This is a genomic window from Kutzneria sp. NPDC052558 (assembly GCF_044547355.1).
Classification (GTDB): domain Bacteria; phylum Actinomycetota; class Actinomycetes; order Mycobacteriales; family Pseudonocardiaceae; genus Kutzneria.
This window is the reverse complement of record NZ_JBIUAG010000003.1, coordinates 60,029-82,592: the sequence shown is the minus strand read 5'-3', so window position 1 is coordinate 82,592 and position 22,564 is coordinate 60,029. Positions and strand designations below refer to the sequence as shown.

Annotated in this window: 22 protein-coding genes; 9 read left to right on the top strand and 13 right to left on the bottom strand. The window is 70.9% G+C overall.

Annotated features, from left to right (window positions below):
* Positions 1–77: 77 nt before the first annotated feature.
* The 5 genes from ACIG5F_RS06810 to dnaA all read right to left on the bottom strand — a co-directional run bounded on the left by ACIG5F_RS06810 (position 78) and on the right by dnaA (position 7,117).
* Positions 78–593: a DUF721 domain-containing protein gene (locus ACIG5F_RS06810; protein WP_396516465.1), complete on the bottom strand. Its 516-nt coding sequence runs from the start codon at positions 591–593 to the stop codon at positions 78–80.
* Positions 594–795: 202 nt separating this feature from the next.
* A complete protein-coding gene (gene recF / locus ACIG5F_RS06805; protein WP_396516464.1) occupies positions 796–1,932 on the bottom strand; it encodes a DNA replication/repair protein RecF in 1,137 nt (378 codons plus the stop codon).
* A 3-nt stretch (positions 1,933–1,935) separates the two neighbouring features.
* On the bottom strand, positions 1,936–2,850 hold the full coding sequence (gene gnd, locus ACIG5F_RS06800; RefSeq protein WP_396516872.1) for a phosphogluconate dehydrogenase (NAD(+)-dependent, decarboxylating): 915 nt from the start codon (positions 2,848–2,850) through the stop codon (positions 1,936–1,938).
* 34 nt (positions 2,851–2,884) lie between these two features.
* Positions 2,885–4,021, bottom strand: coding sequence for a DNA polymerase III subunit beta (gene dnaN / locus ACIG5F_RS06795; RefSeq protein ID WP_396516463.1), 1,137 nt, complete (start codon positions 4,019–4,021; stop codon positions 2,885–2,887).
* Between the two features lie 1,545 nt (positions 4,022–5,566).
* Entirely contained in the window at positions 5,567–7,117 is a 1,551-nt protein-coding gene (dnaA, locus tag ACIG5F_RS06790; protein ID WP_396516462.1) for a chromosomal replication initiator protein DnaA, read from the bottom strand.
* Positions 7,118–7,695: 578 nt separating this feature from the next.
* On the opposite strand from dnaA, the gene rpmH reads away from it, so the two are divergent.
* The 8 genes from rpmH to ACIG5F_RS06750 all read left to right on the top strand — a co-directional run bounded on the left by rpmH (position 7,696) and on the right by ACIG5F_RS06750 (position 13,093).
* Entirely contained in the window at positions 7,696–7,839 is a 144-nt protein-coding gene (rpmH, locus tag ACIG5F_RS06785; RefSeq protein ID WP_084579815.1) for a 50S ribosomal protein L34, read from the top strand.
* Positions 7,840–7,851: 12 nt separating this feature from the next.
* On the top strand, positions 7,852–8,238 hold the full coding sequence (rnpA, locus tag ACIG5F_RS06780; protein WP_396516461.1) for a ribonuclease P protein component: 387 nt from the start codon (positions 7,852–7,854) through the stop codon (positions 8,236–8,238).
* Positions 8,235–8,501 (top strand): membrane protein insertion efficiency factor YidD, encoded by a 267-nt coding sequence (gene yidD, locus ACIG5F_RS06775; RefSeq protein WP_396516460.1) that lies wholly within the window; start codon positions 8,235–8,237, stop codon positions 8,499–8,501. Before rnpA ends, yidD begins: the two co-directional genes overlap by 4 nt.
* 4 nt (positions 8,502–8,505) lie before the next feature.
* A complete protein-coding gene (gene yidC, locus ACIG5F_RS06770) occupies positions 8,506–9,633 on the top strand; it encodes a membrane protein insertase YidC (RefSeq protein WP_396516459.1) in 1,128 nt (375 codons plus the stop codon).
* Between the two features lie 28 nt (positions 9,634–9,661).
* Positions 9,662–10,198: a protein jag gene (locus ACIG5F_RS06765; protein WP_396516458.1), complete on the top strand. Its 537-nt coding sequence runs from the start codon at positions 9,662–9,664 to the stop codon at positions 10,196–10,198.
* Positions 10,199–10,391: 193 nt separating this feature from the next.
* A complete protein-coding gene (gene rsmG, locus ACIG5F_RS06760; RefSeq protein WP_396516457.1) occupies positions 10,392–11,078 on the top strand; it encodes a 16S rRNA (guanine(527)-N(7))-methyltransferase RsmG in 687 nt (228 codons plus the stop codon).
* 108 nt (positions 11,079–11,186) lie between these two features.
* Positions 11,187–12,104 carry a ParA family protein gene (locus tag ACIG5F_RS06755; RefSeq protein WP_396516456.1) on the top strand — a complete coding sequence of 306 codons (918 nt, stop codon included), beginning with the start codon at positions 11,187–11,189 and terminating at the stop codon, positions 12,102–12,104.
* Positions 12,101–13,093 (top strand): ParB/RepB/Spo0J family partition protein, encoded by a 993-nt coding sequence (locus ACIG5F_RS06750; protein ID WP_396516455.1) that lies wholly within the window; start codon positions 12,101–12,103, stop codon positions 13,091–13,093. The genes ACIG5F_RS06755 and ACIG5F_RS06750 overlap by 4 nt, the downstream gene beginning before the upstream one ends.
* A 511-nt stretch (positions 13,094–13,604) precedes the next feature.
* On the opposite strand, the gene ACIG5F_RS06745 is transcribed toward ACIG5F_RS06750, so the two are convergent.
* Positions 13,605–14,558, bottom strand: a complete 954-nt coding sequence (locus tag ACIG5F_RS06745) for a D-alanine--D-alanine ligase (RefSeq protein WP_396516454.1) — start codon at positions 14,556–14,558, stop codon at positions 13,605–13,607.
* Positions 14,559–14,578: 20 nt separating this feature from the next.
* Positions 14,579–15,841 (bottom strand): PLP-dependent aminotransferase family protein, encoded by a 1,263-nt coding sequence (locus ACIG5F_RS06740; protein ID WP_396516871.1) that lies wholly within the window; start codon positions 15,839–15,841, stop codon positions 14,579–14,581.
* Between the two features lie 214 nt (positions 15,842–16,055).
* Between ACIG5F_RS06740 and ACIG5F_RS06735 the strand changes: the two genes are divergently transcribed.
* On the top strand, positions 16,056–16,694 hold the full coding sequence (locus ACIG5F_RS06735) for a GNAT family N-acetyltransferase (RefSeq protein WP_396516453.1): 639 nt from the start codon (positions 16,056–16,058) through the stop codon (positions 16,692–16,694).
* A 59-nt stretch (positions 16,695–16,753) separates the two neighbouring features.
* On the opposite strand, the gene ACIG5F_RS06730 is transcribed toward ACIG5F_RS06735, so the two are convergent.
* The 6 genes from ACIG5F_RS06730 to ACIG5F_RS06705 all read right to left on the bottom strand — a co-directional run bounded on the left by ACIG5F_RS06730 (position 16,754) and on the right by ACIG5F_RS06705 (position 22,539).
* Complete coding sequence (locus ACIG5F_RS06730) at positions 16,754–17,899, bottom strand: N-acetylmuramoyl-L-alanine amidase (RefSeq protein ID WP_396516452.1); 1,146 nt, start codon at positions 17,897–17,899, stop codon at positions 16,754–16,756.
* Between the two features lie 206 nt (positions 17,900–18,105).
* Complete coding sequence (trxA, locus tag ACIG5F_RS06725) at positions 18,106–18,432, bottom strand: thioredoxin (RefSeq protein WP_396516451.1); 327 nt, start codon at positions 18,430–18,432, stop codon at positions 18,106–18,108.
* A 33-nt stretch (positions 18,433–18,465) separates the two neighbouring features.
* On the bottom strand, positions 18,466–19,443 hold the full coding sequence (gene trxB / locus ACIG5F_RS06720; protein WP_396516450.1) for a thioredoxin-disulfide reductase: 978 nt from the start codon (positions 19,441–19,443) through the stop codon (positions 18,466–18,468).
* 113 nt (positions 19,444–19,556) lie between these two features.
* Positions 19,557–20,297: a hypothetical protein gene (locus ACIG5F_RS06715; RefSeq protein WP_396516449.1), complete on the bottom strand. Its 741-nt coding sequence runs from the start codon at positions 20,295–20,297 to the stop codon at positions 19,557–19,559.
* A complete protein-coding gene (gene sigM, locus ACIG5F_RS06710; RefSeq protein WP_396516448.1) occupies positions 20,294–20,911 on the bottom strand; it encodes an RNA polymerase sigma factor SigM in 618 nt (205 codons plus the stop codon). The genes ACIG5F_RS06715 and sigM overlap by 4 nt, the downstream gene beginning before the upstream one ends.
* A 59-nt stretch (positions 20,912–20,970) precedes the next feature.
* A complete protein-coding gene (locus ACIG5F_RS06705; protein ID WP_396516447.1) occupies positions 20,971–22,539 on the bottom strand; it encodes a protein kinase family protein in 1,569 nt (522 codons plus the stop codon).
* Positions 22,540–22,564: the final 25 nt, after the last annotated feature.

The window sequence follows — 22,564 nt, the reverse complement described above, 5'->3', positions numbered from 1 at the left end:
TGTCACTCGGTCCGGCTACGTTCGTCTCCGTGAGCCGTGATTTCCCCGCTGCCGTGTTTCCCGTGAAACATGGTGTGTCAGCCGTAGGTGTCGCGTGGCCCGCGACCTGGGGCATGTAGCGGTCCGAATCGCCAGTTGGGGGCGGACGGGCCCTGCACCTTGAGCCGCTTGACCACGTTCGGGCCGACCCCCTTGGCGATCTGCTGCAGGAGCTGGCGCTGGAGCAGCCGAAGCTGGGTCGCCCAGGCCGTCGACTCGGCCTGCACCACCAGCTCGCCCTCACGCAACGTCACCGGTTTCGCGTGCTGGGCCACCTCGGCGCCGACCAGGTGCGGCCACTTGGCGAACACCTGGCCGCCGGAGAGCTGGTCGCTCCAGCCCCGGTCCATGGCCAGCCGGGAGACCAGCCGACCCAGCGGCTGCGGGTCCCGGTCGTCGGCCCCGGAGCCCGACCAGCGCCGGCGGCGGCCACGCCGGACCGCCGGCATCGAGCGCTGGGACGGCTTGCGGGCCTTGCTCGCCTCGCGGGCGGCGGCGAGGGCGGCGCGGGCCAGATCGGATCCGGTCAACCCCTCCGGCAGCCGGTCGATCACGCGTTCGGGTTGTCCACCATCAGGTGACGACTCGGGAGTCAATCCTGCCCGATTTGCTCCATTTGCCGCACTACTGGCCGGTTCGGCGGGGGTTTGACGCCCCGGAGTCACCGAGTTATCCACACCATCCACAGGTTTATCCCCAGATGTGGGGTACCTGGAGCCATCCATGCGTACCCCTAGTGGCGGATTGCCCGCGGGCTCATCGGACACGGTTCACCTCGCCGTCGCGGACCTCGTACCGTGCGCCGGCCAACTCCTCCGGCACATCCTCGGCGCCCGCCGCGGTCACGAGCACCTGCTCCGCGTTCGCCGCCACCTTCGCCAGTTGCTGCCGCCGCCTGCGGTCCAGCTCGGCGAACACGTCGTCGAGCACCAGCACCGGCTCGGCCCCATCATCGCGCAGCAGGTCGTACGCGCCCAGCCGCAACGCGAGCGCGAAAGACCATGACTCTCCGTGACTGGCGTAGCCCTTGGCCGGGTTGTCGCCCAGCGTCAGCTCCAGCTCGTCCCGATGGGGCCCGACCAGGCAGACCCCGCGCTCCACCTCCTGCGGCCGGACCCGGGCGATCTCGGCCAGCAGCGCCGCTTCCAACTCGGCGATGTCCGCCCGTTCGCGCTGCGGCAGCGCGTCGCCCAGCGTCGACCGGTACTTGATGGACACCGGCCGCGACTCGGGCGCGACCCCCGCGTAGTTGGCCGCGACCAGCGGCGCGAGGTCGTCGATCAGGTCCAGCCGGCCGGCCAGCAGCTGCGCGCCCTGCGCGGCCAGGTGACCGTCCCACACTTCCAACGTGCTGAGATCACCGCGCCCGCCGGCCCGCCGCGCCGCGCCCGCCGACTTCAGCAGGGCACTGCGCTGCTTGAGCACTCGCTCGTAGTCGGAACGGATCCCCGCGTACCGAGGGGCCCGCGCGACCAGCAGGTCGTCCATGAACTTGCGACGCTCGCCGGGATCGCCGCGGACTAGCGCCAGGTCCTCCGGCGCGAACAACACGGTGCGCAGGATGCCCAGCACCTCACGCGGGCGAGGCACCGGGCCGCGGTTGATCCGCGCGCGGTTGGCCTTGCCCGGCGTGATCTCCAGTTCGACCAGCAGCTCGCGGCCGGCGTTGACCACGGCGGTGCGGATCACCGCCCGCGGGCTGCCGGACCGCACGAGCGGGGCGTCCGTGGCCACCCGGTGCGAACCCAGGGTGGCCACGTAGCCGATCGCCTCGACCAGGTTGGTCTTGCCCTGGCCGTTCGAGCCGACGAAGACGCTCACTCCCGGGTCGAACGCCAGGTCGGCGTGCGCCCAGGAGCGGAAGTCGACGACCTGGAGGTGCCGGACGTACACCGGTCAGTGCGTCGATCCGCCGCCGGACGACGGCCCAGCCGTGTGCACCGCGTGCCCGCCGAACTGGTTGCGCAGCGCGGCGACGGCCCGCATGGCCGGCGAGTCGTCCTGGCGGGAGGCGAACCGGGCGAACAGCGCGGCGGAGATCACCGGCGCCGGCACCGAGTGGTTGATCGCCTCCTCGACCGTCCACCGGCCCTCGCCGGAGTCCTCGACGTAACCGCGCAGGTCGTCGAGCTCGGGGTCCGAGTCCAGGGCCCGGACCAGCAGGTCCAGCAGCCAGGACCGGACCACGGTGCCGCGCTGCCAGGCCTTGATCGTCGCCGGCACGTCGGTGACCAGCTCGGAGGCCTCCAGCAGCTCGAAGCCCTCGGCGTAGGCCTGCATGAGGCCGTACTCGATGCCGTTGTGCACCATCTTCGAGAAGTGGCCGGCGCCGACCGGGCCGGCGTGCGCGAAGCCCTCCTCACGCGGACCCTCCGGACGCAGCGCGTCGAAGATCGGCATCGCCTGCTCGACGTGCTTCTTGTCGCCGCCGACCATCAGGCCGTAGCCGACCTCGAGGCCCCAGACGCCGCCGGACACGCCGCAGTCCAGGTAGCCGATGCCCTTCTCGTCCAGCGCGGCCGAGTTGGCCGAGTCGTCGGTGAACCGCGAGTTGCCGCCGTCGATCACGAGGTCGCCCTCGTCGAGCAGCTCGCGCAGCTCCTCGACGGTCTTCCTGGTCGGGTCGCCGGCCGGCACCATGATCCACACCGTCCGCGGCGCGGCCAGCGCGCCGACCAGGTCGGCCAGGCTGGCGACGTCGGTGACGGCCGGGTTGCGGTCGTAGCCCACCACCTCGTGGCCGGCCTTGCGCAACCGCTCCCGCATGTTGAAGCCCATCTTGCCCAGGCCGATGAGTCCGAGCTGCACGATCGCGGTCCTCTCCGAGTAACTGGAAGCCAGCCGGTCAGCCGGGCAGGCGCACCGGCATGAGCAGGTAGAGGTAGCCCTCCACCACCCCACCATCCTCGCCCACCGGCTTGATCAGCGCGGGCCTGCTGGGTGTGGTGAACGACAAGTGGGCACGGTCGGTGCGCACGGCGGCCAGGCCGTCGAGCAGATAGCCGGGGTTGAACGCGATCGTCACCGGGTCGCCGGTGAACTCGACCGGCAGCTCCTCCTCGGCGCTGCCCTCGTCGTCGCCGCCGGCCGACAGCCGCAGGCCGCCGTCGCTGAACTCCAGCCGAACCTGGGTGCCGCGCTCGGCGACCAGCGACACGCGCTTGATCGCGTCCTGGAGCGAGGACACCTCGATGATCGCGGCGGCGTTGTGCTCGGCCGGCAGCAGCTGCCGGTACTTCGGGAACTCGGCGTCCAGCAGTCGGCTGGTGGTCCGCCGGCCGGTGCCGGACAGGCCGAGCAGGCCGTCGCCGGAGGCCAGGGACAGCTCGACCGTGGAGCCGGCGCCGCCGAGAGTCTTGGCCGCGTCGGCGAGATTGCGGGCCGGGACCAGCACCGCCGTCTCCACCTCGTCGGCCGGCTCCCAGTCGAACTCGCGCATGGCCAGCCGGAACCGGTCGGTGGCGACCAGGGTCAGCTTGCCGCCGTTGAACTCGACCCGGACGCCGGTCAGCATCGGCAGCGTGTCGTCCTTGCCGGCCGCCACGGCGACCTGGCCGACCGCTTCGGCGAACACCTCGCCGGCCAGCGCGCCGGCCCGCTGCGGCATCTCCGGCAGCGCCGGGTAGTCCTCGACCGGCATGGTCGGCAGGCTGAACTTGGCGCTGCCGCACGTGATCGAGACGCGGGCCCCGTCCACGGCGATCTCCACCGGGTGGTTGGGCAGCGCCTTGGTGATGTCGGCCAGCAGCCGGCCGGAGACCAGGGTCTTGCCGCCGGCCGCGATCGTCGCCGGCACGCCCACCTGGGCCGAGACCTCGTAGTCGAAGCCGGAGACGGTCAGCGCGTCGCCGGTGTCCCCCTCATCGGAGCCGGCGTCCAGCAGGACACCGCCGAGGACCGGGACCGGCGGCCGCGACGGCAAGCTCCGTGCGACCCAGGCCACGGCGTCGGCTAGACCGTCGCGCTCGACGCGGATCTTCATGAGGGCGTCCTTTCCTTCGGCACGACCGCTGGTCGTCCCCGTGTCGTCCGGGCTCGGCACACGACCGGGTCCTAGGGGAGCCCAACGGTAGAGCGTGCGAGCCCGCTTCGTCATGTCGGGGCGGCTCGACCCGACGCCCGCCCGAGGCGAGGTGTCCCCAGCTTCGGCCACCCCCTGTTTTTCTTCTTTTCATCTCTTCGAAGAGATAACCAGTAACAGCAGTAAGGGCTGTGGATTGTGTGGACAACCGGGGTTTGCGCTGTTCAGGTGATGGCTGGGGGTGTGGGCAAGTACCCCGGGTGACCGGTGGACAACTCGGGGACCCCGTGGACAACTTCTGGACTGCTCCGAACGGTCCACAGATCGGCCGAGTTGTCCACACTTCCATCCCCAGATGTGGGCTGGTCCGTCCCCAGGTGTTGCACAGGGTGAAAGTGGCCCAGGTCTCCCCGATGTGGGTGACTGTGGACAACTTTTCTGGGAGGACGCCCCGATCGGGCGCCTCGGCCCGCCAGAAAAGTTCATCGACCGAGGGTTGCGGGCGGCCGGTTTCTGAGGGCGGCCGGTCCCGCGACCAAGGGGTCGGTCAGAAAGATCACGAATCTCGGCCAAGGTGGACGGCCAGATCGGGGCGCGGCCGGCGTGCGGCCGCCGGCCCGGAGTTTCTCACCGGAGGCCCGGCCGGCCCAGCACCCCGGGCAGAAAGTCGCGAGGCAGGTGCGCGGCGGGTGGAGTGGCCGGCCGGGGCTGTCGGATCCGGCGCCGAGCCGTCGAAGTCGTGTTGGGAGCTGTTTTCCCTGGTCAGCACCCCTCGGGACCTGTGGATAACTGTCGGATCCGGCTCGTGTGCCAGGTGTTTGCGCAGGTCGAGCACGTCTGGGCGGTCCAGGCGGTAGGGCGGCCGCACCGCCTGGACCAGGTCGGATGGCCGCTGGTTACTCGCAGAGGTGGCCGGCCGGGCCATGGCGGCCGGCCGAAAGATGCCGGCGGACCGGAGCGCGGCCGGCGGATTTTCCAGCCGGCCCCTGGGCGGGTGCGGGATGCCAGTCAGAAAGGGAGGGGGCTGGGCCCCGGGGGCGCGACCTTTCTGATCATCGTCTCCGGCCGCGAGCGGGACCTCGGTCAGAAAGATTCGGCAGGCGGTCAGGTGGCTGGGACGTCGGGCGGCAGGGGTGGCCGCTGTCCGGCCGAGTCGGCGGATGGTTTCTGGCCGGGGTGCTGGGCCGACGGAGGGGGTCGGTCAGAAAGAAGTCGCGGGGCTCAGCCGACCGGATCGTCGGTCGAGGCCCTCAGTCGGCCGCTGGGGCAGAGCAGGCTCGCCGGGGCGGCCCGGACCAGGCCGGCGCGGGCGGACCTTTCTCTCCGGGGTGGTCGCTCGCGCCGAGGCCGCGGTGAGAAAAGTTCGGCGGGCGTCGGCGACTTTCTCACCGGGGCCGGTGTCCGACGGAGGTGGTCGGTGAGAAAGGTGCGGGCGTAGGCGGCCGAGGGCCCGACAGCGCAGAGCGGCCCGCCGGGATCGGAGGGCCGCTCAGGGGCGAAACGGAGTCAGGCGCGGGCGCGCTGCTTGATGCGGGAGGTGAGCTCCTGCACCTGGTCGTAGATCCGCCGGCGCTCGGCCATCTCCTTGCGGATCTTCTTGTCCGCGTGCATGACGGTGGTGTGGTCGCGGCCGCCGAAGGTCTGGCCGATCTTGGGCAGCGACAGGTCGGTCAGCTCGCGGCACAGGTACATGGAGATCTGCCGGGCCTGGGCCAGGGCCTTGGTCTTGCCGGGACCGCACAGGTCGTCGATGGAGACGCCGAAGAACTCGGCGGTGACGGCCATGATCGTCGGGGCGGTGATCTCGGGGGCGTGCGAGTCGGGGATCAGGTCCCGCAGCACGATCTCGGCCAGCTGCACGTCGACGGGCTGCCGGTTCAGGGAGGCGAACGCGGTGACCCGGATCAGCGCGCCCTCGAGCTCGCGGATGTTGCGCTCGATGCGGGCGGCGATGAACTCCAGCACCTCGGCCGGGGCGGCCAGCCGGTCCTGGGCCGCCTTCTTGCGCAGGATGGCGATCCGGGTCTCCAGCTCGGGCGGCTGGATGTCGGTGATCAGGCCCCACTCGAACCGCGTGCGCAGCCGGTCCTCCAGGGTCTCCAGCCGCTTGGGCGGCCGGTCCGAGGACACCACGATCTGCTTGTTCGAGTTGTGCAGGGTGTTGAAGGTGTGGAAGAACTCCTCCTGCGTGCCTTCCTTGCCCTCCAGGAACTGGATGTCGTCGACGAGCAGCACGTCGATGTCCCGGTAGCGGCGCTGGAAGGCGATCTTGCGGTCGTCCCGCAGGGAGTTGATGAAGTCGTTGGTGAACTCCTCGGTGGACACGTAGCGCACGCGCATCCCCGGGAACAGCCGCTGGGCGTAGTGCCCGACGGCGTGCAGCAGGTGGGTCTTGCCCAGACCGGACTCGCCCCAGATGAACAGCGGGTTGTACGCCCGGGCCGGCGCCTCGGCCACCGCGACCGCGGCCGCGTGCGCGAACCGGTTGGACGCGCCGATGACGAAGGTGTCGAAGGTGTACTTCTCGTTCAGCCTGGTCTGCGAGTTGGTCTGGCTCGGCTGCGCGGCCGGCGGCCCGCTGAAGGTCGGCCAGATCTCGTGCACGGTGGCCAGCGCCTCGCGCTCCTCGTCCACCTCGTCCTCGGCCGATTCGCCGTCCTCGGACAGGGTGATCGCCTGCATCGGCGCGGTCTGCTCGGCGGGAGCGACGGCCGGTGGGCGCGGGGCGGGGGTGGTGATCAGCGGCTGGGGGGCCGGCGCGGGCGGCGGCGGACCGGGAGTGGCCCGCGGCACCACGGTGTCGACCTTGACGGCCAGCGACACCGGGCGGCCGAGCCGGCGGGAGAGCGCGGCGGTGATCGGATCACGCAGCGCCCGCTCGATCGCTTCCTTGGCGAAGTCGCTCGGCGCGCCGAGCAGGACCGTGCCGTCCAGCAGCCCGATCGGCCGGGTCACCCGCATCCAGGCGCGCTGCAACGAGGACAGGGCCCCCGCGGCGAGCAGTTCCTGGACGACCTGGTCCCATACCTGACCGAGGTTGGTCTGGTCGTCGGACACGTCCCTGCTCCCCTCCCCTCGCCTGATTCGCCGACGCCGGGGTCGGCGTGCGGATGCGCTACAACCCCAGATCGTCACGTCCGGTGGTGCTGTGGACAACGAGACCTGTAGTCCACAGGTTGTCCACAACTGTGCACGAAGGTACGCCGGGACACATCGGCGCCTCGCACTGGGTCGTTCTCGGCGAGGTCCGGGTTCCGCGCGGACGTTCGGCGCCACGTGTGGGGAGCCTCGGGCCGGTCCCGAGGTCGAAACCGCGGGGGAGCACGCTAACAAGGCGTGGCGGTCGCCACAAGACGAACCGGCCGGTCATTCCCCTGCCGTGACCGCTCTGTCGCCTGATGGGGTGCTGGTCGGGTGCGCTGCGCAGCCGATTTGAGAACCGGCGCGCGGCTGCGTACTCTCGAATGGTCTCCCGCTGGTAGCGGGCGTCTTCGCGCGCCCGTGCCAATGAGTGCCGGAACATGACCCGGCGCCCACGACTCTCGTCCGGTGCGGCCGCGTGAAGCGGTGACCGTGTGAGTGCGGCTGGGGACGCCACCAGACCTGCTTGCAGTAGAGCACCGGGAGACCCAGAAGTGAGCAAGGGTAAGCGCACCTTCCAGCCCAACAACCGTCGTCGCGCCAAGACCCACGGGTTCCGGCTGCGCATGCGGACTCGCGCGGGCCGCGCGATCCTGGCCGCCCGCCGGGGCAAGGGCCGCGCCCGTCTCTCCGCCTGACCCTGACGCGCCGTGCTCCCCGCGGCCGCCCGGCTGACCAGTAGCCAGGACTTCGGCCTGGTCGTCCGCCGGGGTCGCCGAGCCGGCAGACCCCGGCTCGTCATGCATGCCCTGACGAGCTCGGCGGACACCTCAGCACTGACGTCGCCCACCCGGACCGAGCCCGCTCGGACCAGGGTGGGCTTCGTCGTGAGCAAGGCCGTCGGCAACTCGGTGGTGCGCCACGGGGTGAGCAGGCGGTTGCGTCACCAGATGGCGGAGCGGCTCGACGCCCTGCCGGCCGGCACGGCGATCGTGGTCCGGGCGCTGCCACCGGCGGCGGCCGCGTCCAGCGCCGAGCTCGGCCGCGACCTGGACGCCGCGCTGCGCCGCCTCGGCCTGGCGGGCGGCGCCCCGTGACGGTGACGGCGAAGGTGCTGGTGGCGCCGATCAGGGTGTACCAGAGGTGGATCTCCCCTCTGTTCCCCCCGAGCTGTCGCTTCTACCCGAGTTGCAGTGCTTACGCGGTGGAGGCGCTCACCGTCCATGGCGCGGTGCGTGGCAGCTGGCTGACGATTCGTCGGCTGCTGCGCTGCGGGCCCTGGCATCCTGGAGGCTTGGACCCGGTGCCGCCACGGCAGCCGCGGACCGGCGCCAGTTCCAACACGGCTGCCGAGGAGTAGCTCAGTGCTCAACTTCATTTACTACCCCGTATCGGGGATCTTGTGGGTATGGCACAAGGTCTTCGGCTTCATCCTGGGTGACGGGTCCTTCGGCGGCGCGGCCAGCTGGGCGCTCTCGATCGTGTTCCTCGTGTTCACCCTGCGAGTGATCCTGTTCAAGCCGTTCGTCGCGCAGGTCAAGTCGATGCGCAAGATGGCGGAGTTCCAGCCCGAGATCAAGAAGCTGCAGAAGAAGTACGCCAACGACAAGCAGAAGCTCGCGGCGGAGATGCAGAAGCTCCAGTCCGAGCACGGCGTGAACCCGTTGGCCGGCTGTCTGCCGATCCTGCTCCAGGCGCCCGTCTTCATCGGCCTCAACCACGTGCTGCGGTCGTTCAACCGGACCGGGCTGACCTACGACCAGAACATCAAGATCCCGAACTACTGGCTGCCGACCGAGGACGTCCAGTCCTTCCTCCAGGCTCGCCTGTTCGGCGCCCCGCTGTCCTCGTACATCGCGATGGCCGACAACGAGCTCGCCGGCTTCGTCCCGCACGTGGACCGGCTCGACGTCATCATCGTGTCGATCCCGCTGATGATCGTGGCCAGCATCGCGACCCACCTGACCGCCCGGCACAACGTGGCCCGGCAGACCGCCGCGGTGACCGCCAACCCGCAGACCGCGATGATGAACAAGCTGACCCTGTACTTGTTCCCGCTCGGTGTGCTCGCGTTCGGCGCCTTCCTCCAGATCGGTCTGCTCTTCTACTGGCTGAGCAACAACGCCTGGACGCTCGGGCAGCAGTACTTCGTCTATCACCGGATCGACCGGGAAGAGGCCGAGGCCAAGGCGAAGAAGGTGGAGCAGCGTAACAACCTCGCGCCCAAGCCCGGGCAGAAGCCGATGCAGCAGGTGCGCAAGCCGGTGAAGCCGGCCGACGCGGCCGATGCCACCGACGCCGCCGACAAGGCCGCGGAGCCGGCCGACAAGCCGATGGACAAGAAGCCGGCCGATGTGCAGGACAAGCCCGTCGTCGACGGTTCGAGCGCGCCGACCAACGGCAGCGCCGTCAACGGCAGCGGCCAGCCCAACAAGGTGCCCGGCGCGGCGCCGACCCAAGCCCGAAAGAAGCAGAGCCGTAAGCGTCGCTGACGCCGAACTGTTCTGGAGAGGAGAGAACGTGTCGGAGACGTTGCAGGCGGCCGACGCCGACCAGGAGACCGCGACCGAGGAGCGGTCGTCGGCCAGCACCGAGGATCTGCTCGTCCAGGAGGGCGACATCGCCGGTGACTACCTGGAGCAGCTGCTGGACGTGCTCGACTACGACGGCGACATCGACCTGGACGTGGAAGCCGGCCGGGCGATCGTGAGCATCGACGGCGGCGAGGAGCTGGAGAAGCTGGTCGGCCCTCGCGGCACCGTGTTGGAGGCGTTGCAGGAGCTGACCCGGCTGGCCGTGCAGCAGGAGACCGGCGTGCGTAGCCGGTTGATGCTGGACATCGCCCAGTGGCGGGAGGGCCGCCGGAGCGAGCTCCGCGAGCTCGGCCGCTCGGCGGCGGAGAAGGTCCTGTCCACCGGCGAGAAGGTTCGGCTCCAGCCGATGACGCCGTTCGAGCGCAAGGTCGTGCACGACGCGGTCGCCGCGGTGAAGGGCACCTACAGCGAGAGCGAGGGTGAGGAGCCCCAGCGTCGCGTGGTGGTCTTCAAGGAGCAGTAGGTCGGACGTTCACCCAGCGCGGCCCGTTTCACGTGAAACGGGCCGCGCTTTTTTGTGCCCGGAGGATCGGAATGGGTACCGGTCGGCGACGCGGGCGGTGTGTTGGCCGCCGTGGTTTCACGTGAAACGAGATCGTCGGGGAAGATGGGTCGGTCATGGTTTCACGTGAAACGCGCGGATGGATCGGGAGCGTATGAGCGAGTTGTTGTCGCCGCCGGCGGACGTCGTGGAGCGGGTGTTCGGCGACGGGGCGTCGATGGCCATCAAGTTCGCCACGCTGCTTGCCGACCATGGAGTGGAGCGCGGACTGATCGGGCCGCGGGAAGTCGAGCGGCTCTGGGACCGGCATCTGTTCAACTCGGCCGTACTCGCCGAGTTGGTGCCGCGGAATTGCCAGGCGGTGGACGTAGGCTCGGGGGCGGGACTTCCCGGCATCCCGTTGGCGATCGCCCGACCGGACCTCCGGCTCACCTTGCTGGAACCGATGGCTCGTCGTGTCGCCTGGTTGCAGGAAGCCGTGGACACCCTCGGCCTCGACGTCGAGGTGATGCGTGGCCGGGCGGAGGAGCCCGAGGTGCGCCGCCGGCTCGGGGGCAGTGACGTGGTCACCGCCCGGGCGGTCGCCCCACTGGAGCGGTTGGCGAAGTGGTGCCTGCCGCTCCTCCGTCCCGGCGGTCAGATGCTGGCGCTCAAGGGCGCCAGCGCGGCCGAGGAACTGGAACGCGATGCGGCAGCGGTGGCCAAGGCGGGTGGCTCCCGGCAACGGTTGGCCAGCTGTGGGGCCGAGGTGCTGGACGTGCCGACGACCGTCGTCGTGGTGGAGCGAGACGAACAGGTGGGGCGTCGTGACGGCGGGCGTCGGAGACGGAAGGATGGGTGAGGCGTGTACTCGGATCCCCAGATCGGAGCACCGCATGTTCCACGTGAAACAGCGAGACTCGCAGAGGCACACGACGGGCCCGTCGGAGCCGGAGAGGTACTACGCCCGATGAATCCAGCAATGAGCGAGTCGGTCATGGCCGGCGAAGGCGCGACCTGGACTCCGATCGAAGCCGAGGCTCAGCGCGCCGCCAAGGTGCTGCACCCGGATTCGTTGAAGCTCCCCCGCCCGGCCCGCCGTCGCATCATGACCGTGGCCAATCAGAAGGGCGGCGTCGGCAAGACGACCAGCACGGTCAATCTGGCCGCCGCCCTCGCCCTGCACGGCCTGAAGACGCTCGTGATCGACCTCGACCCGCAGGGCAACGCCAGCACCGCCCTGGCCATCGAGCACCGGTCCGGCACGCCGTCGGTCTATGAGGTGCTGATCGGCGAGATCTCCATCGCCGACGCGGCCGCGGTGAGCGAGCAGTCCGAGAACCTCTACTGCGTGCCGGCCACCATCGACCTGGCCGGCGCCGAGATCGAACTGGTCTCGATGGTCGCCCGCGAGTCCCGGCTCAAGGAGGCGCTGTCCAGCGAGGCGCTCGACGAGCTCGGCATCGACTATGTGTTCATCGACTGCCCGCCCTCGCTCGGCCTGCTCACGGTCAACGCGCTCGTCGCGGCCAAGGAGGTGCTGATCCCCATCCAGTGCGAGTACTACGCCCTGGAGGGACTCGGCCAGTTGCTCCGCAACATCGACCTCGTCAAGGCGCACCTGAACCCGGCGCTGGACGTCTCCACCATCCTGCTCACCATGTACGACGGCCGCACCAAGCTGGCCGACCAGGTGACCAGCGAGGTGCGCGGCCACTTCGGCGACACCTGCCTCCAGACGGTCATCCCCCGCAGCGTGAAGGTCTCGGAGGCGCCGGGCTTCGGCCAGACGGTGCTCGCCTACGACCCGGGTTCGCGCGGCGCGATGAGCTACCTGGACGCCGCCCGTGAGATCGCCGACCGCGGCACTGAGATGGAGCGCGCATGACCCCGCCGGAACGCAAGGGCGGCCTCGGCCGCGGCCTCGCGGCGCTGATCCCCCAGGGGCCGCCCGCCGGTGAGACCAACGGCGCGGCCGCCCCGGTCGCCACCATCCCGGACAGCGCTCCCCCGCCGGCCGTGGTCGGCGGCAACACGGTGGCTGGCGCGGTCTACCGCGAGGTGCCGATCGACGAGATCACGCCGAACCCCAAGCAGCCCCGACAGGTGTTCGACGAGGAGGCGCTCGCGGAACTGGAGCACTCCATCCGCGAGTTCGGCCTGATGCAGCCGATCGTCGTCCGCGAGATCGGCCGCGGCTCCTACGAGCTGGTCATGGGCGAGCGCCGCTGGCGGGCCTCCCAGCGGGCCGGCCTGGACGCCATCCCGGCCATCGTCCGCCAGACCGCGGACGCCGCGATGCTCCGGGACGCGCTGCTGGAGAACATCCACCGGGCCCAGCTGAACCCGTTGGAAGAGGCCGCGGCCTATCAGCAGCTGCTGGACGAGTTCGAGGTGACCCACGAGGAGCTGGCGTCCCGCATCGGCCGCAGCCGCCCCGTCATCACCAACACCATCCGGCTGCTCAAGCTGCCGCTGCCGGTGCAGCGTCGCGTCGCCGCCGGCGTGCTCTCCGCCGGCCACGCCCGGGCGCTGCTCGGCCTGGAGGACAACGGCGCGCAGGAGGACCTCGCCGCGCGTATCGTCGCCGAGGGCCTCTCGGTGCGGGCCACCGAGGAGATGGTGACGCTGGCCAAGAACGAGGCGCCGGCCAAGCCCAAGCCCGCTCCGCGTAAGCCCATCCACGCCCCCGGTCTCCAGGACCTCGCCGACCGCCTCTCCGACTCCTTCGACACCCGGGTCAAGGTCGAGCTCGGCCGCCGCAAGGGCCGGATCGTCGTCGAGTTCGGCTCGGTCGACGACCTCGAACGCATCGTCGGCCTCATCTCGCCAGAAGCGGCAAAACGGACAGACATCGGGGATATCCCATCACCCTGACCACTTACGTCACGGTGACGAAGTCTCCAACGGCACGATTTCGCGCCGCTGGAGAATGATCAGTCGCCCGCCCGGCGACTGATCATCCAAGGCGCGGTTTCACGTGGAACAGTGACCGGCGAGCGATCGCCGGCGCGCGCCAGCCGATCGCTGGCGGCCAATGCCCGGCGATGCCGGCATCGACTGACGCCGGCAACGGCAGCGCTCAGGAACGGACGTAGGTCGGGTGCGAGCCACCGGCGCACCCGACAAGCGGCAGTGGTCAGCCACGACCGCTGCGCGGGTGACCGCGGCCAGGGGGGCGAGGGTCGGCGGGCCAGCCAGCACGGCCGGGGAGCGAGCCCGGGGTTGGCCAACAGGCCTGGAGGCGGCCGCATAGGGAGCCCAAGGGCGTGAGTGTGTTGGGGCCAGGGGTGCCGGGGAGGAACGAGGCTGGTCCCCCGCCGGGGGCGAACCGGGGCCGGGGTGGTGCGAGCCCGCTGAGAAGGCCCTCTGAGAAGGACTGCGGCGGTTAGCGGGGGCCGCGGGCTACGGCTTGCTCGACGAGGGTGGCGAAGGTGTCGCCGAGGGAGCGGCCGGCGGCCTCGATGGCGATGGGGAGCAGGGAGGTCTCGTTCAGGCCGGGCGAGACGTTGACCTGGAGGAAGTTGACGGTGCCGTCGGGGGTGACGATGGCGGTGGTGCGGGAGACGTCCCGAAGGCCCAGCAGGCGGTGGGCGGCGATGGCGAGCTCGGAGACCTCGGCGGCGGCCTCGGGGGTGAGGCGGGCGGGGGTGTGGAACTCGGTGAGCCCGGCGGTGTAGCGGGCGTTGTAGTCGTAGATGCCGGCGGGCGGGGTGATCTCGACGGCGGGCAGGGCCTCGGGACCGGCGGGGCCCTCGATGACGCCGATGGCGACCTCGACGCCGTCGAGGTACTGCTCGGCCATGACGGTGTCGCCGTAGGCGAGGCAGCCGACCATGGCCGAGGGCAGCTCGGAGGCCTCCCGGACGATCTGGGTGCCGAGGGCGGAGCCGCCCTGGTCGGGCTTGAGGACCAGGGGCAGCCCGATGCGGTCGACGAGGGCGTCGAGCACGGCCTGGGCGCCGAGGTCGCGGAAGGTGCTGTGCGGCAGCACGACCCAGTCGGGGGTGGCGAGCCCGACCCGGGAGAGCTCGGCCTTGGCGTTGGGGCGGTCCCAGGCCCAACGGCAGGCCCGAGAATCGGTGCCGACGTAGGGCACGCCGAACATCTCCAGGATGGACTGGATGGAGCCGTTCTCGCCCTGCCCGCCATGCAGGGCGACGACCACCGCGTCGGGACGGTTGGAGCGCAGGCGCTCGAGCAGCCCGCTGTCGGTGTCCCACTCGTCGACGGTCAACCCGACCGACCGAAGAGCGGCCGACAACCGGCGGCCCGAGCGCAGCGAGATGTCCCGCTCGTGCGACAACCCACCCGACAGCACAGCCACCCATCGATCCGACATGGGAGAACCGTAGTTGACGGTCAGGCAGTGTCCGGAGTCGGCGTCTGCGGCCCGGACAGGGTCCGCCGCTGCACGGTGCCGAAGGTGTTCAGGAGGTCCATTTCGCCCTCCAGAACGGCCGCCAGCCGCCGAACGCCCTCCCGGATGCGTTCCGGGGTCGGATAGCAGTACGAGAGCCGCATCTGGCGGCTGCCGAAGCTGTCGGCGTAGAACGCGGTGCCGGGAACGTAGGCCACGCGCTGGGTGACGGCCCGCGGCAGCATGGCCTTGGTGTCCAAGCCCTCGGGCACGGTCAGCCACACGTAGAAGCCGCCGGCGGGCTTGGTCCAGGTGCAGCCGGCCGGCAGGTGCTGGTCCATGGCGGCGAGGGTGGCGTCCCGGCGCTCCCGGTACTCCTCCCGGTAGGTCTTGATCTGGCCCTTCCAGTCGTGCTGGGCCAGGTACCGGCTGACCACGGCCTGGGTGAAGGCCGGCGGGCACAGGGTGGCCGACTCGGCGGCCAGCACCAGCTTCTCCCGCACGGCGTGCGGGGCCAGCACCCAGCCGACCCGGAGGCCGGGGGCGAAGGTCTTGGAGAACGAGCCGAGGTAGACGACGTTGGCGGCGTCGGCGGAGCGCAGCGCCGGATAGGTCTGGCCGTCGAAGCCGAGCAGCCCGTACGGGTTGTCCTCGACCACGAGCACGTCGTGCTGGGCGCAGATCTCCAGGATCTCGCTGCGCCGCCGCACCGACAAGGTCACGCCGGCCGGGTTCTGGAAGTTCGGGATGGTGTAGAGGAACTTCACCCGGCGGCCGCTGGCCCGCACCGCGGCCAGGGCCTGGCGCAGCGCCTCGGGCACCAGGCCGGCGTCGTCCATCTCCACGTGCACGACCTGGGCCTGGTACGCGGAGAAGGTGCCCAGCGCGCCCACGTAGGACGGGGCCTCGGCCAGAACGACGTCACCCGGGTCGCAGAAGACCCGGGTGACCATGTCCAGCCCCATCTGGGAGCCGACCGTGACCACCACGTCGTCGGGATGCGCGGAGATGCCCTCGAGCGCCATCACCTCGCAGATCTGCTCACGCAGCTCGACGGTGCCCTGGGCGGAGCCGTACTGCAGCGCGGTCAGCCCCTCGGTGGCCATCAGCCGGCCCACGTCGGCGGCCAGCGACTCCAGCGGAAGTGCGGCAAGATAGGGCATGCCGCCGGCCAGGGAGACAACCTCGGGGCGGCTCGCCACCGCGAAGAGAGCTCGGATCTCAGATGCGGTCATGCCCGCGGTGCGCGCTGCGTAGCGCCCCATGTGCGGGTCGAGACTGCGTCCGGGCTGGTGCGCCGGCTGAGATCCGGTTTCGTTCACGCCTGCCTCCCTGATGTGTGCGGCGTGTCGTAGATCGGTCGAGTGTAACGGCCGTCCCGATCGGGGCTGAGTCCTTCCGGCACGCGTCACACCGGCCTATGCTGGTTCGGGTTCCCGTGGGGTCACGCGGGGTTCGATTCTGCGCGTGGGAGGTCGGGTGTCGCGGCGCGTTGTGGGCGTCACTCTGGACAACCTGGAGCACCTCCCCAAGCGGTGCCGCAAATGCGTGTACTGGGAGCTCGCCCCGCATCTGAAGGAGCAGGCCGAGGAGTACGGCCAGACCGACTTCGAGAAGGAGGCCTGGGTCTCCAGCGTGCTGCTGGAGTGGGGCTCATGCGGTCGGATCATCTACGTGGACAACGTGCCAGCCGGCTACGCGCTCTACGCGCCGCCGAGCGCGGTCCCGCGGGCCGTCGCCTTCCCCACCGCCCCGGTGTCGGCCGACGCCGTGCTGCTGACCGCGCTGCGGGTGCTGCCCGAGTTCGAGCGGGGCGGCCTGGGCCGGGTGCTGGTGCAGGCGGTGGCCAAGGACCTCACCCGCCGTGGCGTGAAGGCGATCGAGGCGTTCAGCGACGCGTCCATCGACGAGGAGTCGAGCTGCGTCATCCCGGCCAACTTCCTGCTGTCGGTGGGCTTCAAGACGGTCCGCCCGCACCCCCGCTGGCCCCGCCTGCGGCTGGAGCTGCGCACGGCGCTGTCGTGGAAGGAAGACGTGGAGGCGGCGCTGGAGCGCCTGCTGGGCACCGTGACGATCGCCGGTGTCGGCAGCGCCGAGCCCAGCCTGCGCCCCGCCTGATCAACGCGAGAAAATCGCCCCCGCGCCGTCGGCACGGGGGCGATTTGTCGACTAGGCGATTACTCGGCCTTGGCCAGCTCGTGCCGGATCAGGTCGGCGAAGGTGAAGGTGCCGGTGGGCTGGTCGTTCTCCCCCAGCAGGTACAGACGCTTCACGGCGACCAGGATGCCCTCGGCCACGGTGTCGCGGAACGCCGGATCGGTCAGCTTGGCCCGGTCCGAGGCGTTGGTCAGGTAGCCGACCTCGACCCGGACCGCCGGGCAGCGGGTGCCGACCAGGATGTCCCAGGTGCGGCCGTGCGTGCGGCAGTCCGACAGGCCCGTGCGGGCCACCAGCTCGCGCTGGATGAAGCCGGCCAGGGTCTCGCCGACGGTGGAGGTCGTGGTGCCGTTGCCGGTGCCGTAGTGGAACGTGGCGACGCCGGTGGCCTGCGGCGAGGGGTTGGCGTCGACGTGCAGCGACAGGATCAGGTCCGCGCCGGCCTCGTTGGCGAACCGGGCCCGCTCCCGCTCCGGCGGGCACTGGTCGGGGCCCCTGGACAGCAGCGCCTCCATGCCGGTGGCCTGCATGCGGCCCTCCAGCCGGCGGGCCAGGTCCCACACCAGGTCGGCCTCGCTGTGGGCGCCGACGACCACGCCGCGGTCCCGGCCGCCGTGGCCCGGGTCGATCACGATGCGCTTGCCCCGCAGCCTCGGCCCGGACCGGCGGACCTGCTCCTGCTCGCGCAGCAGCACCGGCCGGCCGCCGCGGACCTTGGGGGTCAGCTGGCGCAGCGCGCGCACGGTCTCGGCACCGCAGATGCCGTCGGCGCTCAGGCCGTACTCGCGCTGGAAGTTGCGCAGCGCCTGCTCGGTCATCTGGTCGAACACGCCGGTGTGGCGGCCGGCGTCGAAGCCCAGCTCCAGCAGGCGCTCCTGGAGGGCGGCCACGTCGTCGCCGGTCATGGGTTGCGAGACCAGGTAGGTCAGCGGGCGGTCGCCGAGCTGGTAGGTGGCGGCACGCAGGGACGCGTAGGTGGCCGGGCCGACCAGACCGTCGGTGATCAGGCCGCGCTGCTGCTGGAAGGCACGCACCGCGTGCTCCACATCGGCGTCGAAGACGACCGCGCCGTCCTGCGGGTTTCCGGACAGCAGCCCCAGCGCGATGAGGGTGGACCTGATCTCGGCAACCGCCGGCCCGACGTCACCGCGACGGAGAACCTGCATACACCCTCGCTCGTCTAGGGCGCCGGATACCTCCGGCGCGGTGTGTGACGCCTTATTGTGCCCTGTCCGTGACAATGCTCAGAACGGGCCTACACAGAGCATTCGGGCCACTACGCAACTGGTCCGAACGGCCCAGAACGTGCGCGAAGCCCGTGCGTCAGAGGGTAAGACGCACGGGCCACGTCACAGGGTTGCCTCACGGAGGGTCACAGCACCTCGGAGAGCTCCTTGAGCATCGCCGCCTTCGGCTTGGCGCCGATGATCTCCTTCACCTTCTCGCCGCCCTGGAACAGCATCATGGTCGGCACCGACATGATCTGGTACTGCCGGGCGATCGCCGGGTTGGCGTCGATGTCCAGCTTGGCGATGGTGATCTTGTCGGCGTGCTCGGCCGCGATCTCCTCCAGCACCGGCGCGACCATCTTGCACGGGCCGCACCAGGTCGCCCAGAAGTCGACCAGCACGGGCTTGTCGCTGTTGAGCACGTCCTGGTCGAAGGACTTGTCCGTGACGATCACGGTGTTGCCGGCCATGGTTTCTCTCCTACGTGGGTGGAAGGGACGAGCTCAGTTGACGGGGACGGCCGTCGCCTCGGGTTCGGGGGCGGCGTCCGCGTGCTCGGCCAGCCAGCGTTCTGCGTCGATGGCCGCCGCGCAACCGGAGCCGGACGCGGTGATCGCCTGCCGGTAGGTGTGGTCCACCAGGTCGCCGGCCGCGAACACGCCGTCGAGCTTGGTGTAGGTGGACGGCGCGAGCACCCGCACGTAACCGTCCTCGTCCAGCTCGACCTGGCCCTTGACCAGCTCGCTGCGCGGGTCGTGGCCGATGGCCATGAACAGGCCGGTGACCGGCAGCTGCGACTCCTCGCCGGTGCGCGTGTCCCTGATCTTGACACCGGCCACTGTGGTGTCGCCGAGCACCTCGAGGACCTCGGTGTTCAGCTGCCACTTGATCTTCTCGTTGGCCCGGGCCCGCTCCAGCATGATCCGGGAGGCGCGGAACTCCTCGCGCCGGTGGATGATCGTGACGCTGCGGGCGAAGCGGGTGAGGAAGGTGGCCTCCTCCATCGCCGAGTCGCCGCCGCCGACCACGGCGATGTCCTGGTCGCGGAAGAAGAAGCCGTCACAGGTCGCACAGGCCGACACGCCGCGGCCCAGCAGCTTCTGCTCGCCGGGGATGTTCAGGTAACGGGCCGCCGCGCCCATCGCGAGGATCACCGCGCGAGCCGCGTAGCGCACGCCGTTGGCGGTGACGTGCTTGATGTCGCCGTCCAGCTCGACCTGCTCCACGTCCTCGGTGCGCAGCTGGGCGCCGAAGCGCTCGGCCTGCGCCCGCATCTGCTCCATCAGCTCGGGGCCCATGATGCCGTCGCGGAAGCCGGGGTAGTTCTCGACCTCGGTGGTGGTCATCAGGGCGCCGCCGAACTGCGTGCCTTCGAACACCAGCGGCTCCAACTGCGCCCTGGCCGCGTACACCGCGGCGGTGTAGCCCGCGGGGCCGGACCCGACGATGATCAGGTTCCGGACTTCTGATTCCGCCGCCACTGACACGACCTCCGTATCGCGCTCGCCAGACATACCGTTGAACGCGATGGTAGGTGTCCGGCATTCCACACCGGAGGGTGACGGCCGGCACCGGGCCGGCCGTCACGGAATCGTCAGCCGCCGATGGTGGTGTTGGCGATGGTGTCCGGGTTGCCGGCGGCGCAGTTGTCGCCCACCACCAGCAGTCGGATCTTGCCCAGCGCGCCGCCGGGCAGCAGCATCATCACGCCGGGCTGGCCGTCCACGGTGACCAGCCGGCCGGCGCTGGGCTGGCCGGACAGGTTGTTGGCGGCCAGGCAGGCCTCGAGCTTGGCCGGGTCGCCGTACGGGCCGTAGTTGGCGTTGCCGAAGGCCTTGAAGCCGGCCCCGGGCAGGTCGCTGCGTTTGATGGCCAGCACGCTGCCGTTCGGCGGGTCGGACTGGGGGCTGGTGGAGCCGGGGACGGCCTGGGGCACGCCGCCGGTGGTGCCGGACGGCAGGGTCACGAACACGACGCCCACGGCCACGGCAGCCGCCGTGAGCAGGCCGGCGATGGTGAGCCGCCGGTTGCGGCGGCGGCGGGCCTCGGCCAGGTCCACGACCGGCGCGGGCCGTTGTGGGGCCGCGACGGGGGCCGGCTGCTGCTGCGCGGAGCGGGCGGCGGACTCGGCGGCGATGACGGCGTCGAGGCGGGCGGCGAGGTGGTCGGGCATCCGCATCGGCGGCAGCTCGGCCAGCTCGGCCTGGGTGGCGTCGAGGGCGGCCAGCACGGCCAGGGCGTCGGCATCCAGCCGCGACCGGTCGCCACCGTCGGCGTGCAGGTCGGCGAGCAGGTCAACCGACCACGGCCGCCCGTGGGGCGAATCCCCGTTCATCGGCCCTCCCAGTGGCGTTGCGGATGCGAACCCGGTGCACTACCTGGGACGTTCGCATCTGCACTTGGGTTCCGCAGGTGCCCGAGAAGTTTCGCCAGCTTCGTGCGGCCCCGGGCGCAGCGGCTCTTCACGGTGCCCTCGGCGATGCCGAGCATCTTGGCGGTCTCCGCCACCGAGTATCCCTCGACGTCGACCAGCACGATCGGCACCCGCTGCTCGTCGGGCAGCTCGTGCAACGCCTCCTGGACGACCATCCGGGTCTGCAGCTCGGACACGGCGTCGCGGGGCACGCTGGGCTCCTGGCCGCCGGCCTCGGGCAGCGGCACGGTCGGCCGGGCCTGGCGGCGGCGGATCCGGTCCAGGCAGGCGTTCACCACGATGCGGTGCATCCAGGTGGTCACCTGCGACTCGGCCCGGAACGAGCCGGCCGCGCGGAAAGCGGAGATGAAGGCCTCTTGGAGCGCGTCAGCCGCCTCGTCGGGGTCGCGCAGGGTGCGAAGAGCCACCGCCCACATCCGGTCCCGATGTCGCCTGACCAGCTCCCCGAAAGCGTGCGGATCGCCGGCGGCATGAGCCGCTATCAGGTCGGCGTCCGAGCTGGCGGCTGCGGTCACCCGCTGAGGATATCGGTCCTGCTCTCAGGCCCCTTGACGCGGCCGAACGGGTGATCCACTCACCGCGCGCCGACGAACTTGACCTCGGACAGCTGGGAGGCGAACAGCTTGCCGCTGGGGCTCATGCTGGTGATCCAGATGACGAAACGCTGGCTGGGCGAGGTCATCTTCACCGGGATCGTGGTGTCGCCGGCGGCCAGCGTGGCGCTGCCGACCACCAGCGTCTGCTGGAGCTGGGGGGTGTCGCTGGCGGCGGTGCGGATCTCGATCTTGGTGCCGGCGCTGGGCGAGGTGATCACGACCTGGGCCAGCTTCACCGGCTGGCCGAAGTTGGCCAGCAGCCCGATGCCGGGCTTGAGCGCCGGGAAGTTGGACAGGTACTTGTCAGTGCGCCAGGAGGTGTTCGGGTCCCCGTCGATGGCCAGCCCGCCGTTGCGGGGACTGTCCGGGTCGCTGGCCACGTTGAACACGCTCACGCTGGCCGGCTTCACCGGGCCGGTGGTGGGCGTGGGGGCGTTGTTGACCGACTGCTTGCCGTCACTGGTCGGGGCGACCTGGCTGATCACCAGCGGCGGGCCGCTGTTGGCCGGGGTGTTGGACTCGTTGAAGAAGCCCACCACCTGCATGGCGATCCAGCCCAGCACCAGCAGCGTGGCCGCGGCCAGCGCGGCGACGCCGATGGCCAGCTTGCGGCTGCGCTTCTTGTCCTTCACCGGCCGCTGGGTCGTCCAGACGACATCGTCCTCTGGCTCCTCGGCCACCGCTGGGATCAGCCCGGTCTCGGCCTCCGCCTCGGCGATCTCGTCGAGCACCTGGAGGATGGCCGCGCCGGTGCGGATGCCGCCGACGCTGGTGTCCTCCAGGCTGCGCACGGCCACCGTGGACAGCGAGTGCGGCACCATCGGGTGCAGGCTGCGCGGGGCGACGACACTGCCGTTGGGGCCGATCGGCGCGACCGGCAGCCCCTCCGGGCCGCCGGGCAGCGCCCAGCGACCGGTCAGCAGCAGGTACAGGATCGCGCCAAGGCCCTTCACGTCGTCCCGGGAGGTCGCCTCGGCCCGCGGCCCGGGGAAGGCCAGCCGCAGCTGGCCCTCGGGGGTCACGCGGATCCGCTGCGGGTGCTCGGTGCCGAGCACCAGGCCGGCGTGGTGCGCGCCCTCGACGGCGGCGGCCAGCGGCTCCAGCAGCCGGGACGCGGTGGCGGCGGGCAGCGGCCCGTCGGCGATGAGGTCGATCAGGTCGGTGCCGTTGGTCCACTCGGCGACCACGATGCCGAGGATCTGCTCCCGCGGCGCGATGCCGTTGCCGGGGCTGAGCACGTCCAGGATCCGGGCCACGCCGGGGTGGGCGTAGCTGGCGCCGTGCATGGCCCGTTCGACGGTCCGTCGAACCCGGGCGGCCGCGCGTGCGTCAGCCTGGTTACCGAGCAACAGGGTCAGGGCCACGTCCCGGCCGAGCTGGCCGTCGCGGGCCCGCCACAGCTGGGCGTTGCACCGGGCGTCGGCGCCGGCGTAGCTGAGCAGCCGGTAGCGGCCCTGCCCGACCATGCCGCCCGGCAGAAGGGCATGGCTCGGCGGCCCGGCAGTTCCCCTGCCGGGCGGCGCCATCTCGGTCGGCCAGCTGCTCACCGCGTGCTCTCTCCCGTCCCGCTCG